Source organism: Caballeronia sp. LZ028 (assembly GCF_031451415.1).
GTDB lineage: Bacteria > Pseudomonadota > Gammaproteobacteria > Burkholderiales > Burkholderiaceae > Caballeronia > Caballeronia zhejiangensis.
On the sequence record NZ_JARUXN010000001.1, the window covers coordinates 94200 to 116982 of the forward strand.

The following is a 22783-nucleotide window of genomic DNA, read 5'->3' on the forward strand; positions in this document are numbered from 1 at the left end:
AATCCCCATCGTGAAAAGTCCTCCACCGCCGCTTACATGGAAGCGGGAAGCGGCGGAGGGGAACCTCAGGATTCGGAGCTTCGACGCTAAATGGAAACGCCCAACAACTCACTCATCACGCCCGACGCCAGAATGGGCCTGGCGGGCGCACAGCCGGGCGCAGCCGGAACGGCCACCGCCGGCGCGAGCCTCGCGGGCGGCGCGGGAGCCGACTTCGGCGGCTTCGCGCAGCGCATGCCGATGCTCAACCAGTTCCGCTCGAATCCGCGCGTGCCGCTCATCGTGGCCGTCGCGATTCTGGTGATGGTGGTCGCGGGCCTCGTCATGTGGTCGCGCCAGCCGGACTATCGCGTGCTCTTTTCCAATCTGTCCGACCGGGACGGCGGCGCAATCGTTGCCGCGCTCCAGCAGGGCAACATTCCGTACAAGCTCTCCGACGGCGGCGGCGCCATTCTCGTGCCGGCCGAGCAGGTGCACGAAACGCGTCTGCGTCTCGCGAGCCAGGGCTTGCCGAAGGCCGGCTCGGTCGGCTTCGAGCTGATGGACAACCAGAAGTTCGGCATCAGCCAGTTCGCCGAGCAGGTCAACTATCAGCGCGCGCTGGAAGGCGAGCTGGAGCGCACGATCGGCTCGATTTCGTCGGTGAAGTCGGCGCGCGTGCATCTGGCGATTCCGAAGCCTTCCGTCTTCGTGCGCGACAAGGAACTGCCGACCGCCTCCGTGATGGTCAATCTGTACCCCGGCCGCGTGCTCGACGAAGGCCAGGTGGTGGCGATCACGCACATGGTGGCGTCCGGCGTCGCGGACATGCCGGTCAAGAACGTGAACATCGTCGATCAGGACGGCAACCTGCTGACGAGCCAGAACGCCGCGAACGGCCTCGACGCATCGCAACTGAAGTACGTGCAGCAGATCGAGCACAACACGCAAAAGCGCATCGACGCGATCCTCGCGCCGCTCTTCGGCGCCGGCAACGCGCGTTCGCAGGTCAGCGCCGACATCGACTTCTCGAAGCTCGAGCAAACCGCCGAAAGCTACGGCCCGAACGGGAACCCGCAGAACACGGCGATCCGCAGCCAGCAGTCGAGCGAGTCGAGCGAATCCGGCGGCAGCAGCATCGGCGGCGTGCCGGGCGCGCTGTCGAACCAGCCGCCGCAGCCGGCATCCGCGCCGGTCGACGCAGCGGCATCGGGCGCGGCGGGCGCATCGGCGAAAACGGGTCCGCAGAATCAGCGCAAGGACACGACGACGAACTACGAAGTCGATCGCACCGTGCGTCACTACGAGCAGGCGACGGGCGGCATCAAGCGTCTGTCGGTGGCGGTGGTCGTGAACTACGAGAAGAAGGTCGATGCGAAGGGCAACGTCACGATGACGCCGCTTGCCGCCGACAAACTCGCGCAGGTCCAGCAGCTCGTGAAGGACGCGATGGGCTTCGACGACAAGCGCGGCGACTCGGTGAACGTCGTGAACAGCGCGTTCTCCGCCGATCTGAACGCGACGCCCGACGTGCCGTGGTGGAAGACGCCGGAATCGATCGGCATGGGCATTCAGGCGGCGAAGTATCTGGGCATCGGCATCGTCGGTCTGTTCCTGTACTTCAGCATGGTGAAGCCGGCGATGAAGCGCGCCTTCCCGCCGCCGCCCGAAGCCGCGCCGACGCTCGCCGTACCGGACGAACTCTCGCTGCTCGACGGCCCGTCGCTCGACGGCGGCGGCACGGCGAAGCTGGAAGACGAAGACAAGGATGCCGAGGTGAGTCTCCTCGGTCATGAAAGCAAGAAAGCCAAATTCGACCGCAATCTCGACTACGCGCGCATGGTCGCGCGTCAGGATCCGAGAATCGTTGCGACGGTCGTAAAGAACTGGGTGTCCGATGAACGCTGAAGGCCTGAATAAAGCCGCTCTCCTCCTGATGTCGATCGGCGAGGAAGAAGCCGCCGAAGTTTTCAAGTATCTCGCCCCGCGCGAGGTGCAGAAGATCGGCGCGACGATGGCGGCCCTGAAAAACGTGACGCGCGAGCAGCTCGACAACGTGCTGACCGAATTCGTGAGCGAAGCCGAGCAGCACACGGCGCTTTCGCTGGATTCGAGCGAGTACATCCGCTCCGTGCTGACGAAGGCGCTCGGCGAAACCAAGGCCGGCGCGCTGATCGACCGTATCCTGCAGGGCAGCGATACGAGCGGCATCGAAGGCCTGAAGTGGATGGACTCGGGCGCGGTCGCGGAACTCATCAAGAACGAGCATCCGCAGATCATCGCGACGATCCTCGTTCACCTGGACCGCGATCAGGCGTCGGAAATCGTGTCGCTGTTGTCCGACCGCCTGCGCAACGACGTGCTCCTGCGCATCGCGACGCTCGACGGCATCCAGCCCGCCGCGCTGCGCGAACTCGACGACGTGCTGACGACGCTGCTCTCCGGCAGCGACAACCTGAAGCGCGCGCCGATGGGCGGCATCCGCACGGCGGCCGAGATTCTCAACTTCATGTCGAGCAATCACGAAGAAGGCGTCATCGCGAACGTGCGCGAATACGACGCCGAGCTCGCGCAGAAGATCATCGACCAGATGTTCGTGTTCGAGAACCTGCTCGATCTGGAAGACCGCGCGATCCAGCTTCTGCTGAAGGAAGTGGAATCGGAAACGCTGATCGTGTCGCTGAAGGGCGCGCAGCCGGCGCTGCGCCAGAAGTTCCTGTCGAACATGTCGCAGCGCGCGGCCGAACTGCTCGCCGAAGACCTTGATTCGCGCGGTCCGGTGCGCGTGTCGGAAGTCGAGCAGCAGCAGCGCAAGATTCTGCAGATCGTCCGCAATCTCGCGGAAAACGGTCAGATCCAGTTAGGCGGCAAGGCCGAGGACGCATATGTCTAACACCCGCGCGCAAAAGGCTCCGGTCTCGGCGTATCAGCGCTGGGAAATGGCGTCGTTCGATCCCGTCGAGATCAAGGTCGACAACAGCGCGGCGGAACAGGCCGCGCTCGAAGCGCACCTGCGCCGCGTCGAGGACGACGCGTATCAGCAAGGTCTCGCGAAGGGGCACGTCGCGGGGCAGGCGCTTGGGTATCAGGCGGGTTACGAGCAAGGTCAGGCGAAGGGTTTCGAGGACGGCCGCAAGGAAGCGCTCGCGCAGGCCGCGCGTCTCGCCGAGATCGCCGATGCGTTCAAGACCGCCCTGCAAGCCGCCGATGCGGCCATCGCGGAATCGCTCGCGGAACTCGCGGTCGATATCGCGCAGCAGGTCGTGCGCCAGCATCTCGCACTCGATCCGACGGCGCTCGTCGCCGTGGCGCGCGAAGTCATCGCGTCCGAGCCGGAGTTGTGCGGCGCGCCGACGCTCATCGTCAATCCGGCCGACATGGCTATCGTCGATGCGTATCTGAAGGACGAACTCGAAGCCGCCGGCTGGACCGTGCGGCCCGATCCGGAAGTCGAGCGCGGCGGCTGCAAGGCGCACGCCGCAACCGGTGAAATCGATGCGACCAACGTGTCGCGCTGGGAGCGCGTCGTGGCCGCGTTGGGGAGAAGCAAGCCGTGGTAAATCAACGGATCACGCAGGACGGTCTGAGCGAACTCGAACAGGAACTCGCGCGCGCGTCGTTCGGCCCGCTCGCCGAAGAGCGCGCGGAAGACGAATCGCCCGACGAACTCGCCGCGCGCACCATCGCCGAACTGGCCGGTATCGCGGGCAATCCGCACATCGACACGTGGCGCGACAAGCTCGACGCGCTGCGCTCGCGCAATGCGATCGCGAAGCCGCTGCGTCCCTGCGGACGTCTGACGCGGGCCGCCGGTCTCGTGCTCGAAGCGGTCGGCCTGAAGATGGGCGTCGGCTCCGAATGCATCATCGAGCTGCCGCCGGGCAGCGCGATTCCGACCGCCGAAGCCGAAGTCGTCGGTTTCGCGGGCGACAAGCTCTTTCTCATGCCGACGACCGAAGTCGCCGGCCTGTTGCCGGGCGCGCGCGTCTATCCGCTGGAAAGCGCGCCGATCAACGATCCGATGGCGGGCGCGAAGCGTCTGCCGGTCGGCTGGGAAATGCTCGGCCGCGTGGTCGACGCGTCCGGCCGTCCGCTCGACGGGCTCGGCCCGCTCGGCGCCAAGGTCGATGCGCCGCTGGCGGGTCCGGTCATCAATCCGCTGAATCGCGAGCCGATCCACAAGGTGCTCGACGTCGGCGTGCGCGCGATCAACTCGCTGCTGACGGTCGGACGCGGCCAGCGCATGGGCCTGTTCGCGGGTTCGGGCGTCGGCAAGTCGGTTCTGCTCGGCACGATGGCGCGCTACACGAGCGCGGAAGTCATCGTGATCGGGCTGATCGGCGAACGTGGCCGCGAAGTGAAGGAATTCATCGAGCAGATTCTGGGCGAGGACGGACTCGCGCGCTCGGTCGTCGTGGCCGCGCCTGCCGACGTGTCGCCGGTGCTGCGGATGCAGGCCGCCGCGTACACGACCTCGCTCGCCGAATATTTCCGCGATCAGGGCAAGCACGTCCTGATGCTGATGGATTCGCTCACGCGTTACGCGATGGCGCAGCGCGAGATCGCGCTCGCCATCGGCGAGCCGCCCGCGACCAAAGGCTATCCGCCGTCGGTGTTCGCGAAGCTGCCGGCGCTCGTCGAGCGCACCGGCAATGGTCCCGAAGGCGGCGGCTCGATCACGGCGTTCTACACCGTGCTCACCGAAGGCGACGATCAGCAGGATCCGATCGCCGACTCGGCGCGCGCGATTCTGGACGGCCATATCGTGCTGAACCGCTCGCTCGCGGAAGCCGGGCACTATCCGGCGATCGACATCGAGCAGTCGATCAGCCGCGTGATGACGTCGATCATCGACGACAAGCATCTCGAACGCGTGCGTCTCTTCAAGCAGATGCTGTCGCGCTATCAGCGCAACAAGGATCTCATCAACGTGGGCGCGTATTCGAGCGGACGCGACCAGTTGCTCGACCGCGCCATCGCGCTGTATCCGCGCATGGAGTCGTTTTTGCAGCAAGGCTTTCGCGAAGAGGCGCCGTTCGAGCCGAGCATCGCGATGTTGAATCAACTGTTCGAATAGTTTTCGACTAGTATCCGAAGCATTCGTCACAAGAAAGCACAAAGACCTCACGGGACCGCCACGCCATGTCGAAGAATCTGCCGATCAACACCCTCATCGAACTCGCCGAAGAGGAACTCGATAACGCCACGAAGAAGCTCGGCAAGCTTCAGCAGGAACGCAACGAGATCGAAACGCAACTGAACGCGCTCGTGACGTATCGCGACGAGTATCACGCGCGTTTCACGGCGTCGGCGCAGCAAGGCACGACGGCGCAGACGCTGCGCAATTTCCAGGCTTTCGTCGATACGCTCGACAGCGCCATCGCGCAGCAGCGCACGCTGCTCCTGATGGCCGATCAGCGCATCGAGGCGGCGAAACCCGACTGGCGTCTCAAGAAACAGAAGCTCGGCAGCTACGAAGTGCTGGCCGCACGCGGCGAGGCGATCCTCGCGAAGAAGGCCGCGCGCGTCGAGCAGCGCGAATCCGACGAACACGCCGCCAAGGTGCTGCGCATGCGCGCCGAGCGGGCTTCGTCGTAACCCATTCATCGATATTTCCAGAGGCTCAGCATGTCCTCCGTTTCTCTTCTCGGCGCGCTTTCCGGCGCCACGTCATCGGGCAACTCCGCGGCGCAGCGCGCGGCGAGCGCCGGCGCGTCGTTCGGCAAGACGCTCCAGGGCATCACCGACCGCGCCAACGCCGATGCGCAAGCGGCTCAGGCGTTCGCGGATTCGTCCGCCGACACATCGAGCGTGCACGACGCGCCGAAGCCTTCCGACGACGCATCGAAGAGCGACGACGCATCCGATGCTCAGGCCGCCGCGAAGCCCGACGAGACGGACGCGCCGAAAGAGGCATCGAAGCCTGCGGACAAGACGAATACGGCCGACGCGTCGAAGCCGGCGTCGGGCTCGTCATCGGATGCGGCCGCCGCTGCGCAAGCGAAAGCCCGCGCGGACGCCGCGAACGAAGCCGACGCCGACTCGGACGATACCGAGTCCGCGCTCGCCGATGCGGCCGACGCTGCATCGCTCGTCACGACGACCGCATCGACCGACGACGACAAAGCGACGGACACGACGCACAAGAGCAGCGATGCGAAGTCGGCGCAGGACGCGCTGGCCGCCGCGCTCGCCTCGATGAACAACACGCAGCCCGCGAATGCCACGGCGAACGGTTCGGTCGGAACGGCGCGCGAGGGCGGGAAAGGCGACGATCAGGGCGGCCTCTTCGCGAAAGGCGGAAAGGGCGCGAGCCTGCCCGGGCTGACGGCGAATGCGAAGGCCGGCGACAAGGCTGTCGACGCAGCCGCGCTCGCATCCGCGCAAACCGCGCCGGCGATATCCGCCGACGCCGCGACCGCCGCCTACAAGCAAGCCGCCGACGCGGCCGCGCACGCGGTCGCAATGCAGACGGCATCGGCGGGTTCGGCGGTGTCGAGTCCGCAGGGCGCGATGGCATCGGCGACCAGCGCCGCGATCGCACCGCACGTTGGCGGCTCCGGCTGGGACGACGCGTTCAGTCAGAAGGTCGTGTTTCTGTCGAAGGCGGATCAGCAAAGCGCGGAATTGACGCTGAATCCGAAAGATCTCGGGCCGTTGCAGGTGACGCTGCAGGTCTCCGATAACCACGCGCACGCGCTGTTCGTGTCGCAGCATGCGCAGGTGCGCGAAGCGATCGAAGCCGCGATGCCGAAGCTGCGCGAAGCGATGGAAGCGAACGGCATCAGTCTCGGAAGCGCGTCCGTCGCCGATGGCTTCACGCGCCAGTCGCAGCAACAAAGCGGTGACGGCCGCTCGGGATCGGGCGGCGGCGGCCGTGCGTCGGGCGGAATCGGTGGCCTGGGCGGCGTGAGCGCCGACGATTCCGTTGCGGCGAGTATCAACGTGCCCGTGCGACGCACGGTCGGACTCGTCGATACGTTCGCCTGATCCTTCTCAGCGCCTCACGCCGCACATTCGGCGCGCAGGCGCTCGACGACGACGATGTAATGCCGGGGGGCATCGTCCGTTGAAAGGCCACCGGCGTGATGACGAACATGCCGACGAAATGCGCGACGCCGCGCAGCGGCGCGTTCATCGGGAAGTCGAGCACATGCGACGACGCCGACGTGATGCCGATGCCGCACGCGAGCACGCTGGAGACGAGCGCCGCAAAAAGCAGCGCGCGCAGGAGATAGAGGCCGCGCAGCGGGACGTGCGTGAAACGCACGACGATGCCGAGCGCGATCGCGGGTGCGGCGATGAGCAGAAGCGCGGCGAAAAGCGCGTGCAGCACGCTCCTCCGATGCAGCACGCCGACGAGCGTCTGCGCGCCGGCGAGTCCGCCGATGACCGCAGGCCAGCCGCACGGCGCGTCAGCATGAGAGCCGCCATCGCGACGCCCGAAGGAGGCCAGATCGACGCGGCGCTCGCCAGATGGAAACCGGCCCAGGCCAGTCAATCGCGACTCAAACGACGATCAGCGTTCTCCCAATTGGCGGACTTTTCTCAAAGTCTCGGCATCGCCCTGAGACAGAACACAGCATGAATGCAACATTTAGTATTCCTCTGATGGCGGTCTGAAGGGCGCTCCTAGAATCTGCGCGACTCGTCTCCTTTGCCGCCGCGCAGCAACATGCGCGACGCTTTGTCATGCGCGCATTCGTTTCACTGCTGCTGGCTTTCTGCCTGCACGTCCCTTTTTCCGACGCCTTCGCCCAAGGTTCGTCATCGCCCGTAATCGACGCCGCGCCCAAGTCCCGGCCGCGGATCGCGCTGGTTTTGCGACTATGTCCGGCGGGCGCTGGATCTCAACGAAGGCGATGCCTACGACGCGCACGAAATCAACGAACGCCTCGCGCGCCTCGAAACGAGCGGCTACTTCAAGAGCGTCTCGCACGAATTCGTCCACGAGGACGGCGTGAACCGCCCGCGCGTGAACGCGGCGGAAAAGAGCTGGGGATCCAACTTCCTGCTGTTCTCGCTCGACGGCCTCCGACATCTGGCGGCGTATGGCGTCAATCAGTTCTCCGGGAACTACGTGTTCTACAGCCAGCAGACGTACCAGTTTCGCGTGGCGTCGCCGAAAGGAACGGCGGTGAACGACGTGTATCTCGGCACGATGGCCGAAGCCGGCAACGCAACGTTCGAGCGCAGCGCACTTCGCATGGGCGATCTGAAGAAGAGCCTCAGCGTGTTCGTCGGCGCGACGACCGCTCGGCCCGGCCTATCACGGCTACGCGATCGCGCCGGGCGGCATTCAAAGCGTCTATCTCCAGTTCGGCGCGAAGTTCTGAGGCCGACGTGGCCCGCGCGCGCATTTCTTACAACAACAACCACATGACTTCATGAACAAAACCTGGCTTGCATCGTATCCATCCGGCGTGCCTGCCGAGATCGAATCCGACCGATACCGCTCTGTCACCGACCTGCTCGAGCAGAGCTTCCGCCTTTACGCCGGGAAACCGGCGTTCGCGTGCATGGGAGCGTCCATCAGTTACGCGAAGCTCGACGCTCTTTCGCGCGACCTCGCCGCGTGGCTGCAGTCGACCGGCCTGCGCAAAGGCGCGCGCGTCGCGATCATGATGCCCAACGTGCTGCAATATCCGGTCGCGCTCGCGGCGATCCTGCGCGCGGGCTACGTCGTCGTGAACGTGAATCCGCTCTACACGCCGCGTGAGCTCGAACATCAGCTGAAGGACAGCGGCGCCGAAGCGATCATCCTGCTCGACAACTTCGCGGCGACGCTGCAAGCGGTCGTGCACGAGACGACGATCAGACACGTAGTCGTCGCGACGCTGGGCGACTTGCTCGGCGCGAAAGGATGCCTCGTGAACTTCGTCGCGCGGCATGTCAAAAAGCTGGTGCCCGCATGGAACCTGCCCGGCCACACGGCGTTCAACGCGGCGCTTGCCCGCGGCAGGCACATGGCGTTCACGCCGGTCGAGCAGCAGCCGGACGACATCGCCCTTCTGCAGTACACGGGCGGCACGACGGGCGTGGCGAAGGGCGCCGTGCTGCCGCATCGCAGTCTGATCGCCAACATGCTGCAGACGCAGGCGTGGCTCGAACCGGCCCGCGCGCAGCGGCCCACGTCCGGACAACTCACGACGGCCATCGCGTTGCCGCTCTATCACGTCTTCGCGCTGACGGCGTGCGGACTGCTGACGATCCAGACCGGCGCATTGGGCGTGCTGATCCCGAATCCGCGCGACATCGGCGGCATGATCCGGACGCTGCGGCGCTATCGCATCACGATGTTCCCGGCGGTGAACACGCTCTACAACGCGATGCTCGATCACCCGGATTTCGCGCAGCTCGATTGCTCGCGGCTCTTCGCGGCTGTCGGCGGCGGTGCGCCGGTGCAGCAGGCCGTGGCGCAGCGCTGGCTCGAAAAGACGGGCGTGCCGATCATCGAAGGCTACGGCCTGACCGAGACGACCGCGTGCGTGACTTGCAACCCGGCGGACTCGACGCAGCGTGGCGGCACGATCGGCTTGCCGCTGCCGTCGACGGAAGTTTCGATCCGCGATGACGCAGGCAACGAAGCCGCGCCCGGCGAACCCGGCGAGTTGTGCATTCGCGGGCCACAGGTCATGGCGGGCTACTGGAATCGTCCGGACGAGACGGCGCACGTCATGACGGCCGACGGCTTCTTCAAGTCGGGCGATATCGCCGTGGTGGATGAACACGGCTTCCTGAAGATCGTCGATCGCAAGAAAGACATGATCCTGGTCTCGGGCTTCAACGTCTATCCGAACGAGATCGAGGACGTGGTCGCCGCGCATCCCGGCGTGTTCGAGGCGGCGGCGGTCGGCGTGCCCGACCGTCATTCCGGCGAGTCCGTGAAGATTTTCGTCGTGCGGCGCGACCCGGCCCTCACCGAGGCCGATCTGATCGCGCATTGCAAGGAGCGCCTGACGGGCTACAAGCGGCCCAAGGCAGTCGAGTTCCGCGAGAGTCTGCCCAAGAGCAATATCGGAAAGGTTTTGCGCAGGGAACTGCGCGATGGAACCGCGTGAGCGCGGAAGGAAGAAAGACGTGAAGCAATTCGTTTCGATGAAAGAGGTTGCGGCGGTGGCCATGCTGGCGCTCGCACGCCATGCCCGCGCCGACGACGCGCCGCCGCTAACGCCGCTAACGCCGCAAACGCAGGAAGCGCGAGCGCGCCGGCCGAATCGCCGTGGAAGGCTTCGATCGGCTTTCGCCGCGCTGAATTACCGCTTCTGAGCGGTTCCCCGGCGCGCCACTGCGCCGGGCTCTCCCTTCCCTTTTCTTTCCCCGCGCGGGCGCAATGCCCGCGCCGGCCTCAAGTTTTCCGTCCGAAAAGCCGAGATAGGTATCGAAGAGCGGGTCCGCGCAGGCCCGGAGCAATCGAACGGAATAGCCAGAAAACCCCCCTCTGTTCGACCCATCGCTTTACACCGCGATAGCCAACAATTCACCCTATCGAAAGAGGCACGCATTTTCATGGCTACCACGACCGCAAACCAGCAACCCATCGTTCCCGCGAAAGGCGGGAAGCTCAAAAAGATCCTGATCATCGCCGTCGGCGCGATCGTGCTGCTCGGCGCGGGCGCCGGTGGCGCGTACTTCTTCGTCGGGAAGAATCATGGTCCGGCCAAGCCGGCGCCGGAGCCGCCGCCCGTGTTTTTCCCGCTCGAATCGCTGACGGTGAATCTCCAGTCGGACGACGGCGCCATGCACTATCTCCGCGCCGGCCTCACGCTCAAGCTGAAGGACGAAAAGGTCCAGTTGCTCGTCACCGAGCACATGCCGGAAGTCCGCAGCCATGTGCTGCTTCTGCTTTCCGGCAAGCGCCCGGACGATCTCGCGACCGTCGACGGCAAGAAGCAGCTTGCCAACGAACTGCGCGCGTCGGTCGAAACCGCGGCGAGCACGGCGGAGAAACCGGTGCGCGTCGAGGAAGTGCTGTTCACCGAATTCGTCGTTCAGTAACGCCGGATCAGCGAGTAAAGAGTCATGGGCCACGAAGAGTTCATGTCGCAGGAGGAGGTCGATGCCCTCCTCAAGGGCGTCACCGGCGAGATCGATCAGGAAGCTGACGAGAAAAAGCCCGCCGGCGTACGTCCGTACAACATTGCGACGCAGGAACGCATCGTCCGCGGCCGGATGCCCGGCCTCGAAATCATCAACGACCGCTTCGCGCGCCTCATGCGCGTGGGCATCTTCAACTTCATGCGGCGCTCGGCGGAAATTTCCGTCGGTCCGGTGAAGGTGCAGAAATACAGCGAATTCACGCGCAATCTGCCGATCCCGACCAATCTGAACCTGGTCCATGTGAAGCCCTTGCGCGGCACGTCGCTGTTCGTGTTCGACCCGAATCTCGTGTTCTTCGTGGTCGATAACCTTTTCGGCGGCGACGGGCGTTTTCATACGCGCGTCGAAGGCCGCGAGTTCACGCAAACCGAGCAGCGCATCATCGCGAAACTGCTGAATCTCGTGTTCGAGCATTACGCGACGTCGTGGCGCAGCGTGAAGCCGCTGCAGTTCGAATACATGCGCTCGGAGATGCACACGCAGTTCGCCAACGTGGCGACGCCGAACGAAATCGTCATCGTGACGCAGTTCACGATCGAGTTCGGCTCGACGGGCGGCACGCTGCACATCTGCATGCCGTACTCGATGATCGAGCCGATCCGCGACGTGCTTTCCTCGCCGATTCAGGGCGAAGCGCTCGAAGTGGACCGCCGCTGGGTGCGCGTGCTGTCGCAGCAAGTGCAGTCGGCGGAAGTGGAACTGACGGTGGATCTCGCCGAGATCCGCTCGTCGTTCGAGCAGATTCTGAACATGCGCGTAGGCGATGTGCTGCCGATCGACATTCCGGAGCAGGTCGTCGCGAAGGTGGACGGCGTGCCGGTGATGGAATGCGGCTACGGAATGTTTAATGGTCAATACGCGCTGCGCGTGCAAAAGATGATCAGCGCGAGCGATACGATGAAGGAAGGTGGATATGAGTGACCTGATGCAGAACGACGCGCCCGGCGCGCCGGAAAAAGGTGAAGAGCTGATGCTGGACGACTGGGCGAGCGCGCTCGCCGAGCAGAACGGCAACGAAGCGCCGGTGGCCGCGAGCGCGGGCGTGTTCCAGCCGCTGTCGAAGGCGGCGGCGCCGTCGACGCGCAACGACATCGACATGATTCTCGACATCCCCGTGCAGATGACGGTGGAACTCGGGCGCACGAAGATCGCGATCCGCAACCTGCTGCAACTCGCGCAAGGCTCGGTCGTGGAACTGGACGGCCTCGCCGGCGAACCGATGGACGTGCTCGTGAACGGCTGCCTCATCGCGCAGGGCGAAGTGGTCGTCGTCAACGACAAGTTCGGCATTCGCCTGACCGACATCATCACGCCGTCCGAACGCATCCGGAAGTTGAATCGATGAAACGCCTGGCCGTTGCGCTGCTCTTCGCCGCGCCTCTTTTCGCCCATGCCGCCGACATGAACGCGGTGAACCACGCCGCGCAGATCGCCTCGGGCGTCGGCGCGGGCACCGCGGTGCCATCGCTCGGTTTCGGCGCGGTGTTGCAGACGCTGCTCGGACTCGTGATCGTGATCGGCTTCGTGTTCGGCTGCGCATGGCTCGCGCGCAAGTTCGGCTATCAGGGCGGCAAGCGCAGCGGTCTCGTGAAGGTCGTGGGCGGCGCATCGCTCGGCAACAAGGAACGCGTCGCGGTCGTCGAAGTGGGCGATACGTGGCTCGTGCTCGGCGCCGGTCCTGGCAACGTGCGTCTGTTGCACACGATGCCCGCAGGCTCGGCGGAAGTGGAAGGCGTCGGCGTTCCCGCGCAATCGTCGCCGCCGGCGGGCAACTTCGGGCAGCGCTTTCGCGACGCCCTCGCCGGCGAAGCGAACAAGCGGCTCCAGAAGTTCGTTTCTCCCGGCAAATAAGTCAGTCTTGCCGATGCATCGGGCGCGGTTCGCGAGGACCGCGCCCGATGTGCGTTTACGGCGCACGTTCGCAATAGAACGAGTTGGCGCGGGTTTCCCCCTCTTTTCGCCCCATCGTCCCATGCCGCGATAGCCGAGAATTCACGCTATCGAAAGAGGCAGGATTCCATGGTCATCACGTTCGTCGTTCATCAAGGTCAGCGCATTCTCGATGCCCTCGCAAGCATCGTCGGCGGGAGCAAGTAATGCAGGTGAGTCGTAACATCGTGCGCGGCGTGAAGCTCGCGCTGCCCGTCGCAATCGGCCTCGCGCCGTATCTGGCGTTCGCGCAAAGCACGGCGGGGCTGCCCGCCTTCAACACGAGTCCCGGCCCGAACGGCGGCACGACGTACTCGCTCAGCGTGCAGACGATGCTGCTGCTGACGATGCTCTCGTTCCTGCCCGCGATGGTCCTGATGATGACGAGCTTCACGCGCATCATCATCGTGCTGTCGCTGTTGCGGCAGGCGCTCGGCACCACGAGCACGCCGCCGAACCAGGTGCTCGTCGGCCTCGCGCTGTTTCTGTCGTTCTTCGTGATGTCGCCGGTTCTCGACAAGGCTTACACCGACGCATACAAGCCCTTCTCCGAAGGCCAGATCGCGATGGATCAGGCGATGACGCGCGGCGTCGCGCCCTTCAAGCAGTTCATGCTGAAGCAGACGCGCGAATCGGATCTCGCGCTGTTTGCGCGCATCTCGCACGCCGCGCCGATGAACGGACCGGAAGACGTGCCGCTTTCGCTGCTCGTGCCGTCGTTCGTCACGAGCGAATTGAAGACGGGTTTCCAGATCGGCTTCACGATCTTCATTCCGTTTCTCATCATCGACATGGTGGTGGCGAGCGTGCTGATGTCGATGGGCATGATGATGGTTTCGCCTTCGACGATCGCGCTGCCGTTCAAGCTGATGCTGTTCGTGCTCGTCGATGGCTGGCAGTTGCTGATCGGCTCGCTCGCGCAGAGCTTCGTTTCCTGATTTCGTGAGACTTTGAAATGACGCCAGAATCCGTCATGACGATGGCGCATCAGGCGATGTACGTCGCCTTGTTGCTCGCCGCGCCCTTGTTGCTGGTCGCGCTCGTCGTCGGTCTCGTGGTGAGCCTGTTCCAGGCGGCCACCCAGATCAACGAATCGACGCTCTCGTTCATTCCGAAGCTGATCGCGGTGGCGGTGACGCTCGTGATCGCCGGTCCGTGGATGCTCTCGACGCTGCTCGACTACATGCGCCACGTTTTCACGATCACGCCTGCGATCACGGGCTGAGTTTCGTTCGATGTTCTCCGTCACCTATGCGCAGCTGAACGGCTGGCTCACGGCGTTTCTGTGGCCGTTCGTGCGAATTCTCGCGCTGATCGCCACCGCGCCCGTGCTGAGCCACATGGCGATTCCGATGCGCGTGAAGATCGCGCTTGCGGCCTTCATCTCGCTGATCGTCGCGCCGACGCTGCCCGCGATGCCGCAGGCGACGGTGTTTTCGGCGGCGGGCGTGTGGATCATCGTGAATCAGTTTCTGATCGGCGCGGCGATCGGCATGGTGATGCAGATCGCGTTCGCGACCGTCGATGCAGCCGGCGAGTTCATCGGGCAGCAGATGGGCCTCGGTTTCGCGACGCTTTACGATCCGCGCGCGGGTGGCAATGCGGTGGTCGTGTCGCGCTATCTGAACACGCTGGCGATGCTCGCGTTTCTCGTCTTCGATGGCCATCTGCAGTTGATGAGCGCGCTGGTGGCGACTTTTCAGAGCGTGCCGATCGAGGCGAATGTGGTGGCGTCGGCTTCGCATGCGCAGGGATGGCGCGTGTTGGTCGGGTATGGCGCGAGCGTGTTTTCGACGGGCTTGCTGCTGGCGTTGCCGATCGTGGCGGCGCTGCTTATCGCCAATCTGGCGCTCGGCGTTTTGAATCGCGCTGCGCCGCAGATCGGGATATTTCAGGTCGGGTTTCCGGTGACGATGCTCGTCGGGCTGCTTTTGTTGCAACTCATGGTGCCGAATCTGATGCCGTTTTTTCAGCGGGTTTTCGATGTGGGGATTGCGCAGATTGGGCGGGTTGCGGGGGCGCTTTAGTCGCTAAAGAAGCGCCTGCTGCAAGGGCGCCCGATGCTCATGCACTTTGATGATTCGATACTCGTTTTTCAACGCGCCAGCTTCGATCGATTGAATTTGGCGTAGATCGACGACGAGGACGTCGCCTTTTCCAAAGCGTTCGCCGCTATTCACTTTGCTCAGAAATACTTCGTCGTCCAATGCGGCGAAAAAAGGATATTGGCCGTCGTGAACGCGCCATTTGTTTCCGTCCTTGAATACGACGGATTCCACCAGCAGGACTTTTCTCGCAACGAAGTCCGAGACCACTTCGCCGCTGTCATTGTCGGATGATGCAAATGACGCAAGCTCATCGTCTTCGATGATGAGTTCCACTTTCTCGCCGCGCACGATACCGAAGTTCGATATGCCTTCGCGCTCGAGAGGCGACAGGGTCTTGCTAAGACTCGAGCGCACGGTGGTATTTCGCCAGAGGCGCACGACATTGGCCTCGACCTCGACGGACTCCGTTTCTGTGATCCACACATGCGAGACTTCACCGACCTGTTCGATTCGGTGCGGCCGGCGTCCGCGCAGCTTGCGTGCCAGCCCGACGACGCCGCCACCGCCGCCGATGAGGCCGAGGATGGTGAGGATCGTATAAGCATTGGAAATTGCCGTGGCATTGGACCCGGCGAACATATCCCGGATCTGGGCCAGCAGTTGTTGCACGAAGATGAGATCGAGTTCGAACGAACCGGCTTTGAAACTGCCTTTGACTTCGACCCGGACATCGGCTGAATCGCCGTTCAGTTCCTTGTTCGCTGCCGTGAACAAATCGGCGATGGCCACGAGCGCGGGCGCAAGGTCCCGCACATCCATTCGATGTTCCGCGAGTGCAGGGCCGTCATATACGACGTTGAACCGCTCGTGGTTGCTCATGTCGTTGTGATGTTCGGAATACTGGGATTCGCTGCCGCGCGGGCTGGCAGGTCGACCGGATGTTACCACGCAGCCTCCTCGAATAGCGGGCCGTGGCGGGCACCGCCATACATGCGATAGGGCCGCCCGAGGGGCGGAAACTACGCGACAACGGGACTCGTCAAGGATGAGTCATTTCACGATGCCGAGCGGCAACATCATGTCTGAGCGCGCACGATAGAGATACACGAAACGTCCCATTTCGCGTGCTCTTCTACCGCACCTCGATCTGAGTTGGCTTCCTTTGCATACCCAACGGCAGCGCGTAGCGCTGCGCCGAAGCTGTTTCGTGCTGAACCAGCGCGCTCAACGTATTCGGGCGGCAGATCGTGCGCGAGCCAAGCCCGATTGGTTCTATGAGGGCACTCTTTAGGCGAGTGCCACCGAGGACGAGAGGACTACCCAAATTGCGTGTGATCGCGGGCTTGAAAAGCTGCTTTCTTCGCCTACTTTCTTTGCAGCAGCAAAGAAAAGTAGGTGCCGCCCCGCACAGGGGCAACGTTAATAGACCGACGCGAATACGGGATCCGGCGAAAGCAGAAGGGAGAACGCAGAAAGCAAAAAAAGCCGCCTTCAACCCTGAATGTAATCAAACAACGACATCTTCTGAATCTGCGAAAACGCCATCTGCGCGGCCTGCAGCGAACTCTGCGTCAACTCGTACTGACTGATCGACGAAACGAGGTCGATGCTCGTCAGATTCGCGATGTCACTCGCCGTCTGCGTCTGACTCGTCTGCATTGCGCTCTGCGTCGACTGCACTTGCTGCTCGCGTCCGCCCACTACCGTCTGCGCCGCCAGCACGTTGTTGAACGTGTTGCTCACCTTCGTGCCGATCGTCGTCAGCGTGTTGGTCAGCGCCGCCTGCGCGCCCGGCGATCCCGTCGGCTGCTTGAGCGCGTTCACGAGGCTGTCGAGCGTCGCGAAGATGTCGTTGCTGCCCGACGCCGCCGGCTCCACGGAGAACGTGTCGCCATCGGCGGGCGTGCCGTCGATCGTCACCTTCTGGCCGCCAAGCGCGATGTCCGTGCTGCCCGTGTAGGCCACGTTCGTCGGCAACGATGAATCCGCCGGGTTCGACGTGACCGAGTAGGTCGTCGAGCCATCCGTCGCCGAGACCGAGAACTTGATCGTGTACGTGCTCGCATTGGCCGCGTTGCTCGTATCGTTGACGCTCACGCCGCTGATCGTCCCGGTGCCCGTGTTCGTGCTGGCCGCGCTCGACACCGGATCGCTTTCCGTCGGCAATACGCTGCCGAAGATAGACGCGCCCGTGTCACCCACCGGGATCGTCCGTCCTTCGCTGATCTGCACCGTGCGCTGGCCGTAATCGCCCGAATACTGCGCGCCGACGCCCGACGGGTCGTTCGTGTACGGCTGCGTGCCGCCCTTGAGTCCCGAGAAAATATAGTTGCCGTTGCTGTCCGTGGTGTTCGCGAGGCTGAAGAGCTGATCGCGCAAACCCTGAATCGTGTTCGCGATGGCCGTGCGGTCCGAATCGGTGAGCGAACCGTCGCCCGCATGCACGATCTGCGTCTGCACGCTCGTCAGCGCGCTGCTCACGCTGCTCAGCGTCGCGTCTTCCTGCTGCAGCGCGGACAACGCCGTCGTCTGATTCGTGCCGTACTGCGTGAGCGCGCCGCTTTTCATCGTGAGCTGCACCGCCTGCGCCGCGCCGAGCGGATCGTCCGACGCGGTGAGAAGGCGCTTGCCCGACGAGATCTGCTGATACATCGACGAAAGCGTACTTTGCTGGTCGCTCATCGAAGCGACGTTCAGGTTGAAGTACTGGGAACTGGAAATACGCATCGCGTTTAGCCTCAGTTGAACATGCCGAGCAGCGACTGGAACAGCGTCGCGGCGGTCTGAATCACCTTGCTGTTCGCTTGATAGAGCTGCTGGTACTGAATCAGGTTGGCCGCCTCTTCGTTCAGGTTCACGCCCTGCACCGATTGCTGCGCCGACGTCGCCTGGTTGAGGAGCGAGGTCTGCGCCGTGCTCGTCGCCTTGAGCTGATTCGTCTGGTTGCCGATGTTGTTGATATAGCTCGAGTACGAACTCGTCAGCGTGTCCGTGCCGCCGTTGAGCGACTTCGCCGACACCAGGTTCGACATCGCGAGCGCATTGCTGCCGTCGCTCGTGCCGCCCTTGTTCTGCGCGATCGCGAACGCGTCGCCGTCCTTCGGCGTGCCGCTGATGGTCGCCGAAACGCCCATCGCCGAGACCGTGAGACCGTTGTTCGCGTCGTACGGAATCGTCGTGCCCGCGGTGTACGTCGTCGTGCCGACGGTGACATCGACATCCGATGTAAAGCCGTTCGCCGACGCGCTGTACGTCAGGTTGATGCCCGACGTCATCGTGTTGCTCGTCACCGTCGCCGACGAAATCGATGCCGTGCCGGTGTTCGTGGTCGCCGCCGACGTCACCGCGGGCGACGCCGCCGCGATCGCCGCGCCGTTGCTCGTCGTGAGCTTGAAGTTGTCGAGCGCGCCGCGCGTCGGCTGGATCGTGAACGAGTCGCCCTTCTGCACGCCGCTGAGCGTCGACACGTCGATGTTCAGGCCGTTGATCGTCTTGTTCGTCTCCGTCGCCGGATCGATCGTGCCGAGTGTATTGCCGCTTGCCGGGTCCGTCACCGTGTACTTGCTGCCGTCGTACGTGACCGTGAAGTCGTTCGTCGGCGGCTGTGCGCCATCGGCGATCGTCGCCGTCGGCACGCCGGTGCCCTTGTTGCGCGCGTTCGAGATGACGGTCGGATCGCTCGTCGAAAACAGCTTGCCGCCGGCCTGGCCGTTGAGGTCGAGACCGAGCGCGTTCTGATCGTTCAACTGATTGGCGAAGCTCGTCGCGATCGCGCCGAGTTGCGCCTGCGCCGGATCGAGCGTCTGCGTGCGGAAGTCGATGAGACCGCCGACCGTGCCGCCTGTCAGCGCCGAGTTGTCGAGATACTGCATGTTCGCGGCCGTCTGCGTCGCGCCGTTGCTGCTCTGGTAGGCGATCGTGAGCTCGCTCGGATCGGACGGCGACGGCACGGCTTGCAACCCGTACTGCGTACCTCCGACGACGAGCGGCTGCCCGTTGCCGATGAACACGTTGTAGTTGCCGTCGGACTGCACGACCTGCACGCCGATCATCGACGACAGGTTCGTGACGAGCTGATCGCGCTGATCGAGCAACTGGTTCGGCTGCTGGCCGCCCGCGCTGGCGATGTTGATCTGCTTGTTGAGATCGGCGATCTGTTGCGAGTAGCTGTTGATCTGCGAGACCGCGCTCGTCAGTTGCGTGTTGACGCTCTGACGCAGTTGGTCGTATTGCTGGCCTGCCGTGTTGATCTGATCGGCGAGCGTTTGCGCGCTGCTCATCAGCGACTGGCGCGCGGAGGAACTGTTCGCCGAATTCGCCACCGACTGCAGGCCGGAGAAGTAATTCGAGATGCCTTTCGAGATGCCGGAAGTCGGATCGCCGACGAGGTTGTTCAGCTGCGAGATCAGCGAGTAATACGTGCTGGCGGCGCTGCTGGACGCTTGCGTGTTGTTGACTTGCGTCGTCAGGTACTGGCTGTACTGGCGCGTGACGGTGACGGCCTGAACGCCGCTGCCGAGATAGCCCGAGCCGGTGAACTGACCGGGCGACTCCTGATACTGGACTTTCTCGAGCGTATAGCCCGGCGTCGCGGCGTTGCTGATGTTCTGTCCCGTCGTCGTGAGGCCCCATTGGGCCGCGTTCAAACCGGAAAGACCAATGCTGAAGATGTTATTGGACATGCGTGAATCCTGGTGAAGCGGCGTTGGATCGAGCGCTGCCGCATGGCTGATTTGTATATCGGCCGATTGCCGGGGAAGTTGAGCGTTTGCGGGCTGAGTTTTGGCTTTTACCGAAGCCCGGGCGGTTTTTGCGATGGGGCCATTATCGGAGAGGTGGCGCAATGGCTATTGCGCGAAGAGCATGCCTTTTTGGGGCTAATTCTTCGATTTTGTTTCGTTGGCCTTGGTTTTTCGCTTTTGCTTTTGCTTTTGCTTTTGCTTTCGCTTCCGGTTTCGCCGGATCCCGTGTTCGTGTCGGTCTATTAGCGTTGCCCCTGTGCGGGGCGGCACTCACTTTCTTTGCTGCTGCAAAGAAAGTAAGCAAAGAAAGCAGCTTTTCAGGCCCGCGGTCACACGCAATTTGGGTAGTTCTCTCGTCGCAGATGGCACTCGCCTAAAGAGTGCCCTCATCACAATAACGGGGCTTGGCTCGCGCACGGTCCGCCGCCCGAAACCGTTGTGAACGCTGGTTCAGCACGAAAGAGCTTCGGCACAGCGCTACGCGCTGCCGCCGGGTATGCGAGGGAAACCAACGTGCGGCGGTTGCAGTGAGATGGAGGCGTTAGTGAAGAAGCGCATGCTTCCCCGATTGGCCGGTCGGCCGCGAAGCGGGCCGGAGCCATTTCGTGCTGAACCGGTTTGTTGTGTGGCGAGTGATGGCGGACCGTGCGCGAGCCAAGCCCGATGGGGCCTATGAGGGCACTCTTTAGGCAGCCCACGATGGACGAGAGGACTACCCAAATTGCGTGTGACCGCGGGCGTGTCAGTAGCTGCTTTCTTTGGTTACTTTCTTTGCAGCAGCAAAGAAAGTGACTGCCGCCCCGCACAGGGGCAGTGCTAATAGACCGACACGAAAACGGGATCCGGCGAAAACGAAAGCAAAAGCGAAAGCAAAAGCAAAAGCAAAACCCCTACTTCGCCAAAGACCGCCGCTTCATCTCAAGCTGAGTGATCAGCCGCTGAAGAGTATTCTCCGCCGACCCCGGCATCGAAACAAACTTGAACCCGATGGTATATCGCCGATCCCCTTTCGCCGTCGTCGATTCCCGATGCGAAACCAGCATCATATCCACCGTCACACGTCCATTCGCGCTGAAATGCAGCTCGGCATCCTGAAACACGATGCCCATCTCCAGCTCCGCGATGCGATCATCCGTCGTGCGCAGCGCCACGCCGCCCAGCGACAGATCATGCACCTCGAAGCGGAATCGCTCGCCATCCGGCAACGAACCCGTGCAGATGTAAGGATCGAGAACCGGCGTATCGACACGGAAATACTCGCGCCGCTGCATGTAGTACAGCACCGTCGGAAAATCGACTTCGAACGCCGGACGCCCGTCGAACATCGTTTCGCGCGCACCCGGCGTCGTGAACTCGACGCGCACGCCATCCGGCGCCGCACTGAAAATCAGCTTCTGCGACGCAAGCACGCCGCGATTCTGCTCGTCGAGACCGCCCCAGTCGAACGTGAAGCGATGCGCGGTCACATCGACGTCGAGCACGCGCGTGACGATCTGACCGTCGCCGTATTGCGCCGTCAGAAAGTCCCCGCGATTGGCGAGATTGCGCAGCGCCACGCCGATTTCCAGCGGATTACGCCTGCCGAAATCCACGATCGGCGCGATATCCTCGTCGGCAACGTCATGCTTTTGATTGGTGTTCATGGTGCTAGCCGTGTTCATTGTGCTCGCGCGCTGCCCGACCCCCGAACATCGCGCGACGATCCGAACCGAATAGGTCCGGCACTTCGATTATTCAGGTTAGCGGCATACCTCTTCAAAAGTTTAGGGTCGCCCGCCGAAAAATGTATGTGGTGCGCCGTCCCTACGGACGTAAAACGTTTGCTTCCCCGAAGCAATAAAGCGGCCGCATACATCGGCTGAATGCGCGGCGTGGCCCGCGCTTCAATATCGAACTACGCGGTCGAACGGGCGTCAGACGATCTGACGCATGATCGAGATGAGCTTCTTCGCGTACTGCGGATCGGTCGCGTAGCCCGCCTTCTGCATGCCGTGCGCGAAGCCCGCGACGTCGCGCGAAGCCTGAATCACCGGCGCATAACGCGGATTGTTCTTGATGACGCTCGCGTAATCGGTAAGCGCGTCCTCGTACGAATCGTAAGCGCGGAATTTCTCGACGACCTTCTGCGGACGGCCGTTGATGTATTCCGTCGTCACCGAGCTGACAGTCTTGCCGTTCCAGTCTTTCGTCGCCTTGACGCCGAAGATGTTGTGGCTCGTCGCGCCGTTCGGATGCTTGATCTCGCGCTTGCCCCAGCCCGATTCGAGCGCCGCCTGACCGATGATGAAGCGCGCCGGAATGCCCGTCGCCGCGCTCGCGGCCTGCGCCGGCACGGCGAGCCGGTCGACGAACGCGTTCACCTTGTCAGACCCGTTGCCGCGCGCCGGCGCTTCCACCGAATCCGCCGCCGTGTAGCCCTTGCCCGCGAGCGACGCGTTGTTCCTGTTGCCCTGCGCCGCCGCGTAAGCCTTCGCCATCGCGTTCATCGCGGCGAGATTGCCCGCGTTCGCGTCGAGATCGCCGCCGCCGCCCGACATGCCGCCGAGCGTCTGCATCGCGTTCATCGTGCTCATCGTGTTCATGGCGCCGCCCTTGCCGTCCGCGCCGGTCTGCGCGCCCGAGTTGCGCATGAGCTGCTTGAGCATCATGTCCGCGACGCCGATGCCCTTCGACGACATCTGCTGCGACAATTGCTGATCGAGCATCGACGTGAAGGTCTTCGAATCGTTCGATTCGAACGGGCTGTCCGAAGGCGTCGCGTCGCGCATGCTCTTCAGCATCATCTGCGTGAAGACGGCGTCGAACTGCTTGGCCGCTTCCTTCAGGCCCTGCTGCGGGTTCGCGCCGGCCTGCGCGCGCAATGCGTCGAAGCCCTGCGTGTCGAGCGCGAAACGGTTCGAGAGATTCGAGAATCCGCTGCTCGTATCGGTCGATGCCAGCGCGGTGCCGGCGATGCCGTTCGTGTTCGAGTTCATAGGTTCTTAT

The 22783-nt window shown here is 63.4% G+C and carries 23 protein-coding genes; 17 read left to right on the top strand and 6 right to left on the bottom strand.

Annotated features, from left to right (window positions below; genetic code table 11):
- Positions 1–90: 90 nt before the first annotated feature.
- The 6 genes from fliF to QCE58_RS00500 all read left to right on the top strand — a co-directional run bounded on the left by fliF (position 91) and on the right by QCE58_RS00500 (position 6969).
- Positions 91–1887: a flagellar basal-body MS-ring/collar protein FliF gene (gene fliF / locus QCE58_RS00475; protein WP_008352586.1), complete on the top strand. Its 1797-nt coding sequence runs from the start codon at positions 91–93 to the stop codon at positions 1885–1887.
- Positions 1877–2872, top strand: coding sequence for a flagellar motor switch protein FliG (gene fliG / locus QCE58_RS00480; protein ID WP_008352584.1), 996 nt, complete (start codon positions 1877–1879; stop codon positions 2870–2872). Before fliF ends, fliG begins: the two co-directional genes overlap by 11 nt.
- Positions 2865–3539, top strand: coding sequence for a flagellar assembly protein FliH (gene fliH, locus QCE58_RS00485; protein WP_008352582.1), 675 nt, complete (start codon positions 2865–2867; stop codon positions 3537–3539). Before fliG ends, fliH begins: the two co-directional genes overlap by 8 nt.
- Positions 3533–5056: a flagellar protein export ATPase FliI gene (fliI, locus tag QCE58_RS00490; protein WP_008352580.1), complete on the top strand. Its 1524-nt coding sequence runs from the start codon at positions 3533–3535 to the stop codon at positions 5054–5056. Before fliH ends, fliI begins: the two co-directional genes overlap by 7 nt.
- Before the next feature lie 65 nt (positions 5057–5121).
- The gene (gene fliJ / locus QCE58_RS00495; protein WP_008352578.1) at positions 5122–5577 is read left to right on the top strand and encodes a flagellar export protein FliJ; all 456 of its coding nucleotides are present in this window, start codon (positions 5122–5124) and stop codon (positions 5575–5577) included.
- A 30-nt stretch (positions 5578–5607) separates the two neighbouring features.
- The gene (locus QCE58_RS00500) at positions 5608–6969 is read left to right on the top strand and encodes a flagellar hook-length control protein FliK (RefSeq protein WP_008352577.1); all 1362 of its coding nucleotides are present in this window, start codon (positions 5608–5610) and stop codon (positions 6967–6969) included.
- Here the strand turns inward: QCE58_RS00500 and QCE58_RS00505 are convergent.
- Entirely contained in the window at positions 6920–7480 is a 561-nt protein-coding gene (locus QCE58_RS00505; protein ID WP_250520841.1) for a hypothetical protein, read from the bottom strand. The two genes, QCE58_RS00500 and QCE58_RS00505, sit on opposite strands and share 50 nt — an antisense overlap.
- 474 nt (positions 7481–7954) lie before the next feature.
- Between QCE58_RS00505 and QCE58_RS00510 the strand changes: the two genes are divergently transcribed.
- The 10 genes from QCE58_RS00510 (at position 7955) to fliR (ending at position 15035) form a co-directional block, all read left to right on the top strand.
- A complete protein-coding gene (locus QCE58_RS00510) occupies positions 7955–8362 on the top strand; it encodes a hypothetical protein (RefSeq protein ID WP_309779146.1) in 408 nt (135 codons plus the stop codon).
- A 4-nt stretch (positions 8363–8366) separates the two neighbouring features.
- Entirely contained in the window at positions 8367–10040 is a 1674-nt protein-coding gene (locus QCE58_RS00515) for a long-chain-fatty-acid--CoA ligase (protein ID WP_250520843.1), read from the top strand.
- A gap of 37 nt (positions 10041–10077) precedes the next feature.
- Complete coding sequence (locus QCE58_RS00520; RefSeq protein WP_250520844.1) at positions 10078–10248, top strand: hypothetical protein; 171 nt, start codon at positions 10078–10080, stop codon at positions 10246–10248.
- A gap of 240 nt (positions 10249–10488) precedes the next feature.
- Positions 10489–10977 carry a flagellar basal body-associated protein FliL gene (fliL, locus tag QCE58_RS00525; protein ID WP_034473275.1) on the top strand — a complete coding sequence of 163 codons (489 nt, stop codon included), beginning with the start codon at positions 10489–10491 and terminating at the stop codon, positions 10975–10977.
- Positions 10978–11001: 24 nt separating this feature from the next.
- The gene (gene fliM / locus QCE58_RS00530; protein WP_008352571.1) at positions 11002–12000 is read left to right on the top strand and encodes a flagellar motor switch protein FliM; all 999 of its coding nucleotides are present in this window, start codon (positions 11002–11004) and stop codon (positions 11998–12000) included.
- The gene (fliN, locus tag QCE58_RS00535; protein ID WP_008352569.1) at positions 11993–12424 is read left to right on the top strand and encodes a flagellar motor switch protein FliN; all 432 of its coding nucleotides are present in this window, start codon (positions 11993–11995) and stop codon (positions 12422–12424) included. The genes fliM and fliN overlap by 8 nt, the downstream gene beginning before the upstream one ends.
- Positions 12421–12930, top strand: coding sequence for a flagellar biosynthetic protein FliO (fliO, locus tag QCE58_RS00540; RefSeq protein WP_008352567.1), 510 nt, complete (start codon positions 12421–12423; stop codon positions 12928–12930). The genes fliN and fliO overlap by 4 nt, the downstream gene beginning before the upstream one ends.
- A 245-nt stretch (positions 12931–13175) precedes the next feature.
- Positions 13176–13946, top strand: coding sequence for a flagellar type III secretion system pore protein FliP (fliP, locus tag QCE58_RS00545; RefSeq protein ID WP_033536657.1), 771 nt, complete (start codon positions 13176–13178; stop codon positions 13944–13946).
- 17 nt (positions 13947–13963) lie between these two features.
- On the top strand, positions 13964–14233 hold the full coding sequence (gene fliQ / locus QCE58_RS00550; protein WP_008352562.1) for a flagellar biosynthesis protein FliQ: 270 nt from the start codon (positions 13964–13966) through the stop codon (positions 14231–14233).
- A gap of 10 nt (positions 14234–14243) precedes the next feature.
- Positions 14244–15035 (top strand): flagellar biosynthetic protein FliR, encoded by a 792-nt coding sequence (fliR, locus tag QCE58_RS00555; protein ID WP_008352560.1) that lies wholly within the window; start codon positions 14244–14246, stop codon positions 15033–15035.
- A gap of 3 nt (positions 15036–15038) precedes the next feature.
- Here the strand turns inward: fliR and QCE58_RS00560 are convergent, their stop codons facing one another.
- The 3 genes from QCE58_RS00560 to flgK all read right to left on the bottom strand — a co-directional run bounded on the left by QCE58_RS00560 (position 15039) and on the right by flgK (position 19738).
- Positions 15039–16004, bottom strand: coding sequence for a hypothetical protein (locus QCE58_RS00560; protein WP_235366282.1), 966 nt, complete (start codon positions 16002–16004; stop codon positions 15039–15041).
- A gap of 543 nt (positions 16005–16547) precedes the next feature.
- Entirely contained in the window at positions 16548–17783 is a 1236-nt protein-coding gene (flgL, locus tag QCE58_RS00565) for a flagellar hook-associated protein FlgL (protein ID WP_250520845.1), read from the bottom strand.
- An 11-nt stretch (positions 17784–17794) separates the two neighbouring features.
- Positions 17795–19738, bottom strand: coding sequence for a flagellar hook-associated protein FlgK (gene flgK / locus QCE58_RS00570; protein WP_008352554.1), 1944 nt, complete (start codon positions 19736–19738; stop codon positions 17795–17797).
- A 42-nt stretch (positions 19739–19780) separates the two neighbouring features.
- On the opposite strand from flgK, the gene QCE58_RS00575 reads away from it, so the two are divergent.
- Complete coding sequence (locus tag QCE58_RS00575; RefSeq protein WP_250520846.1) at positions 19781–20044, top strand: hypothetical protein; 264 nt, start codon at positions 19781–19783, stop codon at positions 20042–20044.
- A gap of 644 nt (positions 20045–20688) precedes the next feature.
- Here the strand turns inward: QCE58_RS00575 and QCE58_RS00580 are convergent.
- Positions 20689–21441, bottom strand: coding sequence for a flagellar brake protein (locus QCE58_RS00580; RefSeq protein ID WP_250520847.1), 753 nt, complete (start codon positions 21439–21441; stop codon positions 20689–20691).
- Positions 21442–21711: 270 nt separating this feature from the next.
- Positions 21712–22773: a flagellar assembly peptidoglycan hydrolase FlgJ gene (gene flgJ / locus QCE58_RS00585; RefSeq protein WP_051996850.1), complete on the bottom strand. Its 1062-nt coding sequence runs from the start codon at positions 22771–22773 to the stop codon at positions 21712–21714.
- Between the last annotated feature and the right edge of the window lie 10 nt (positions 22774–22783).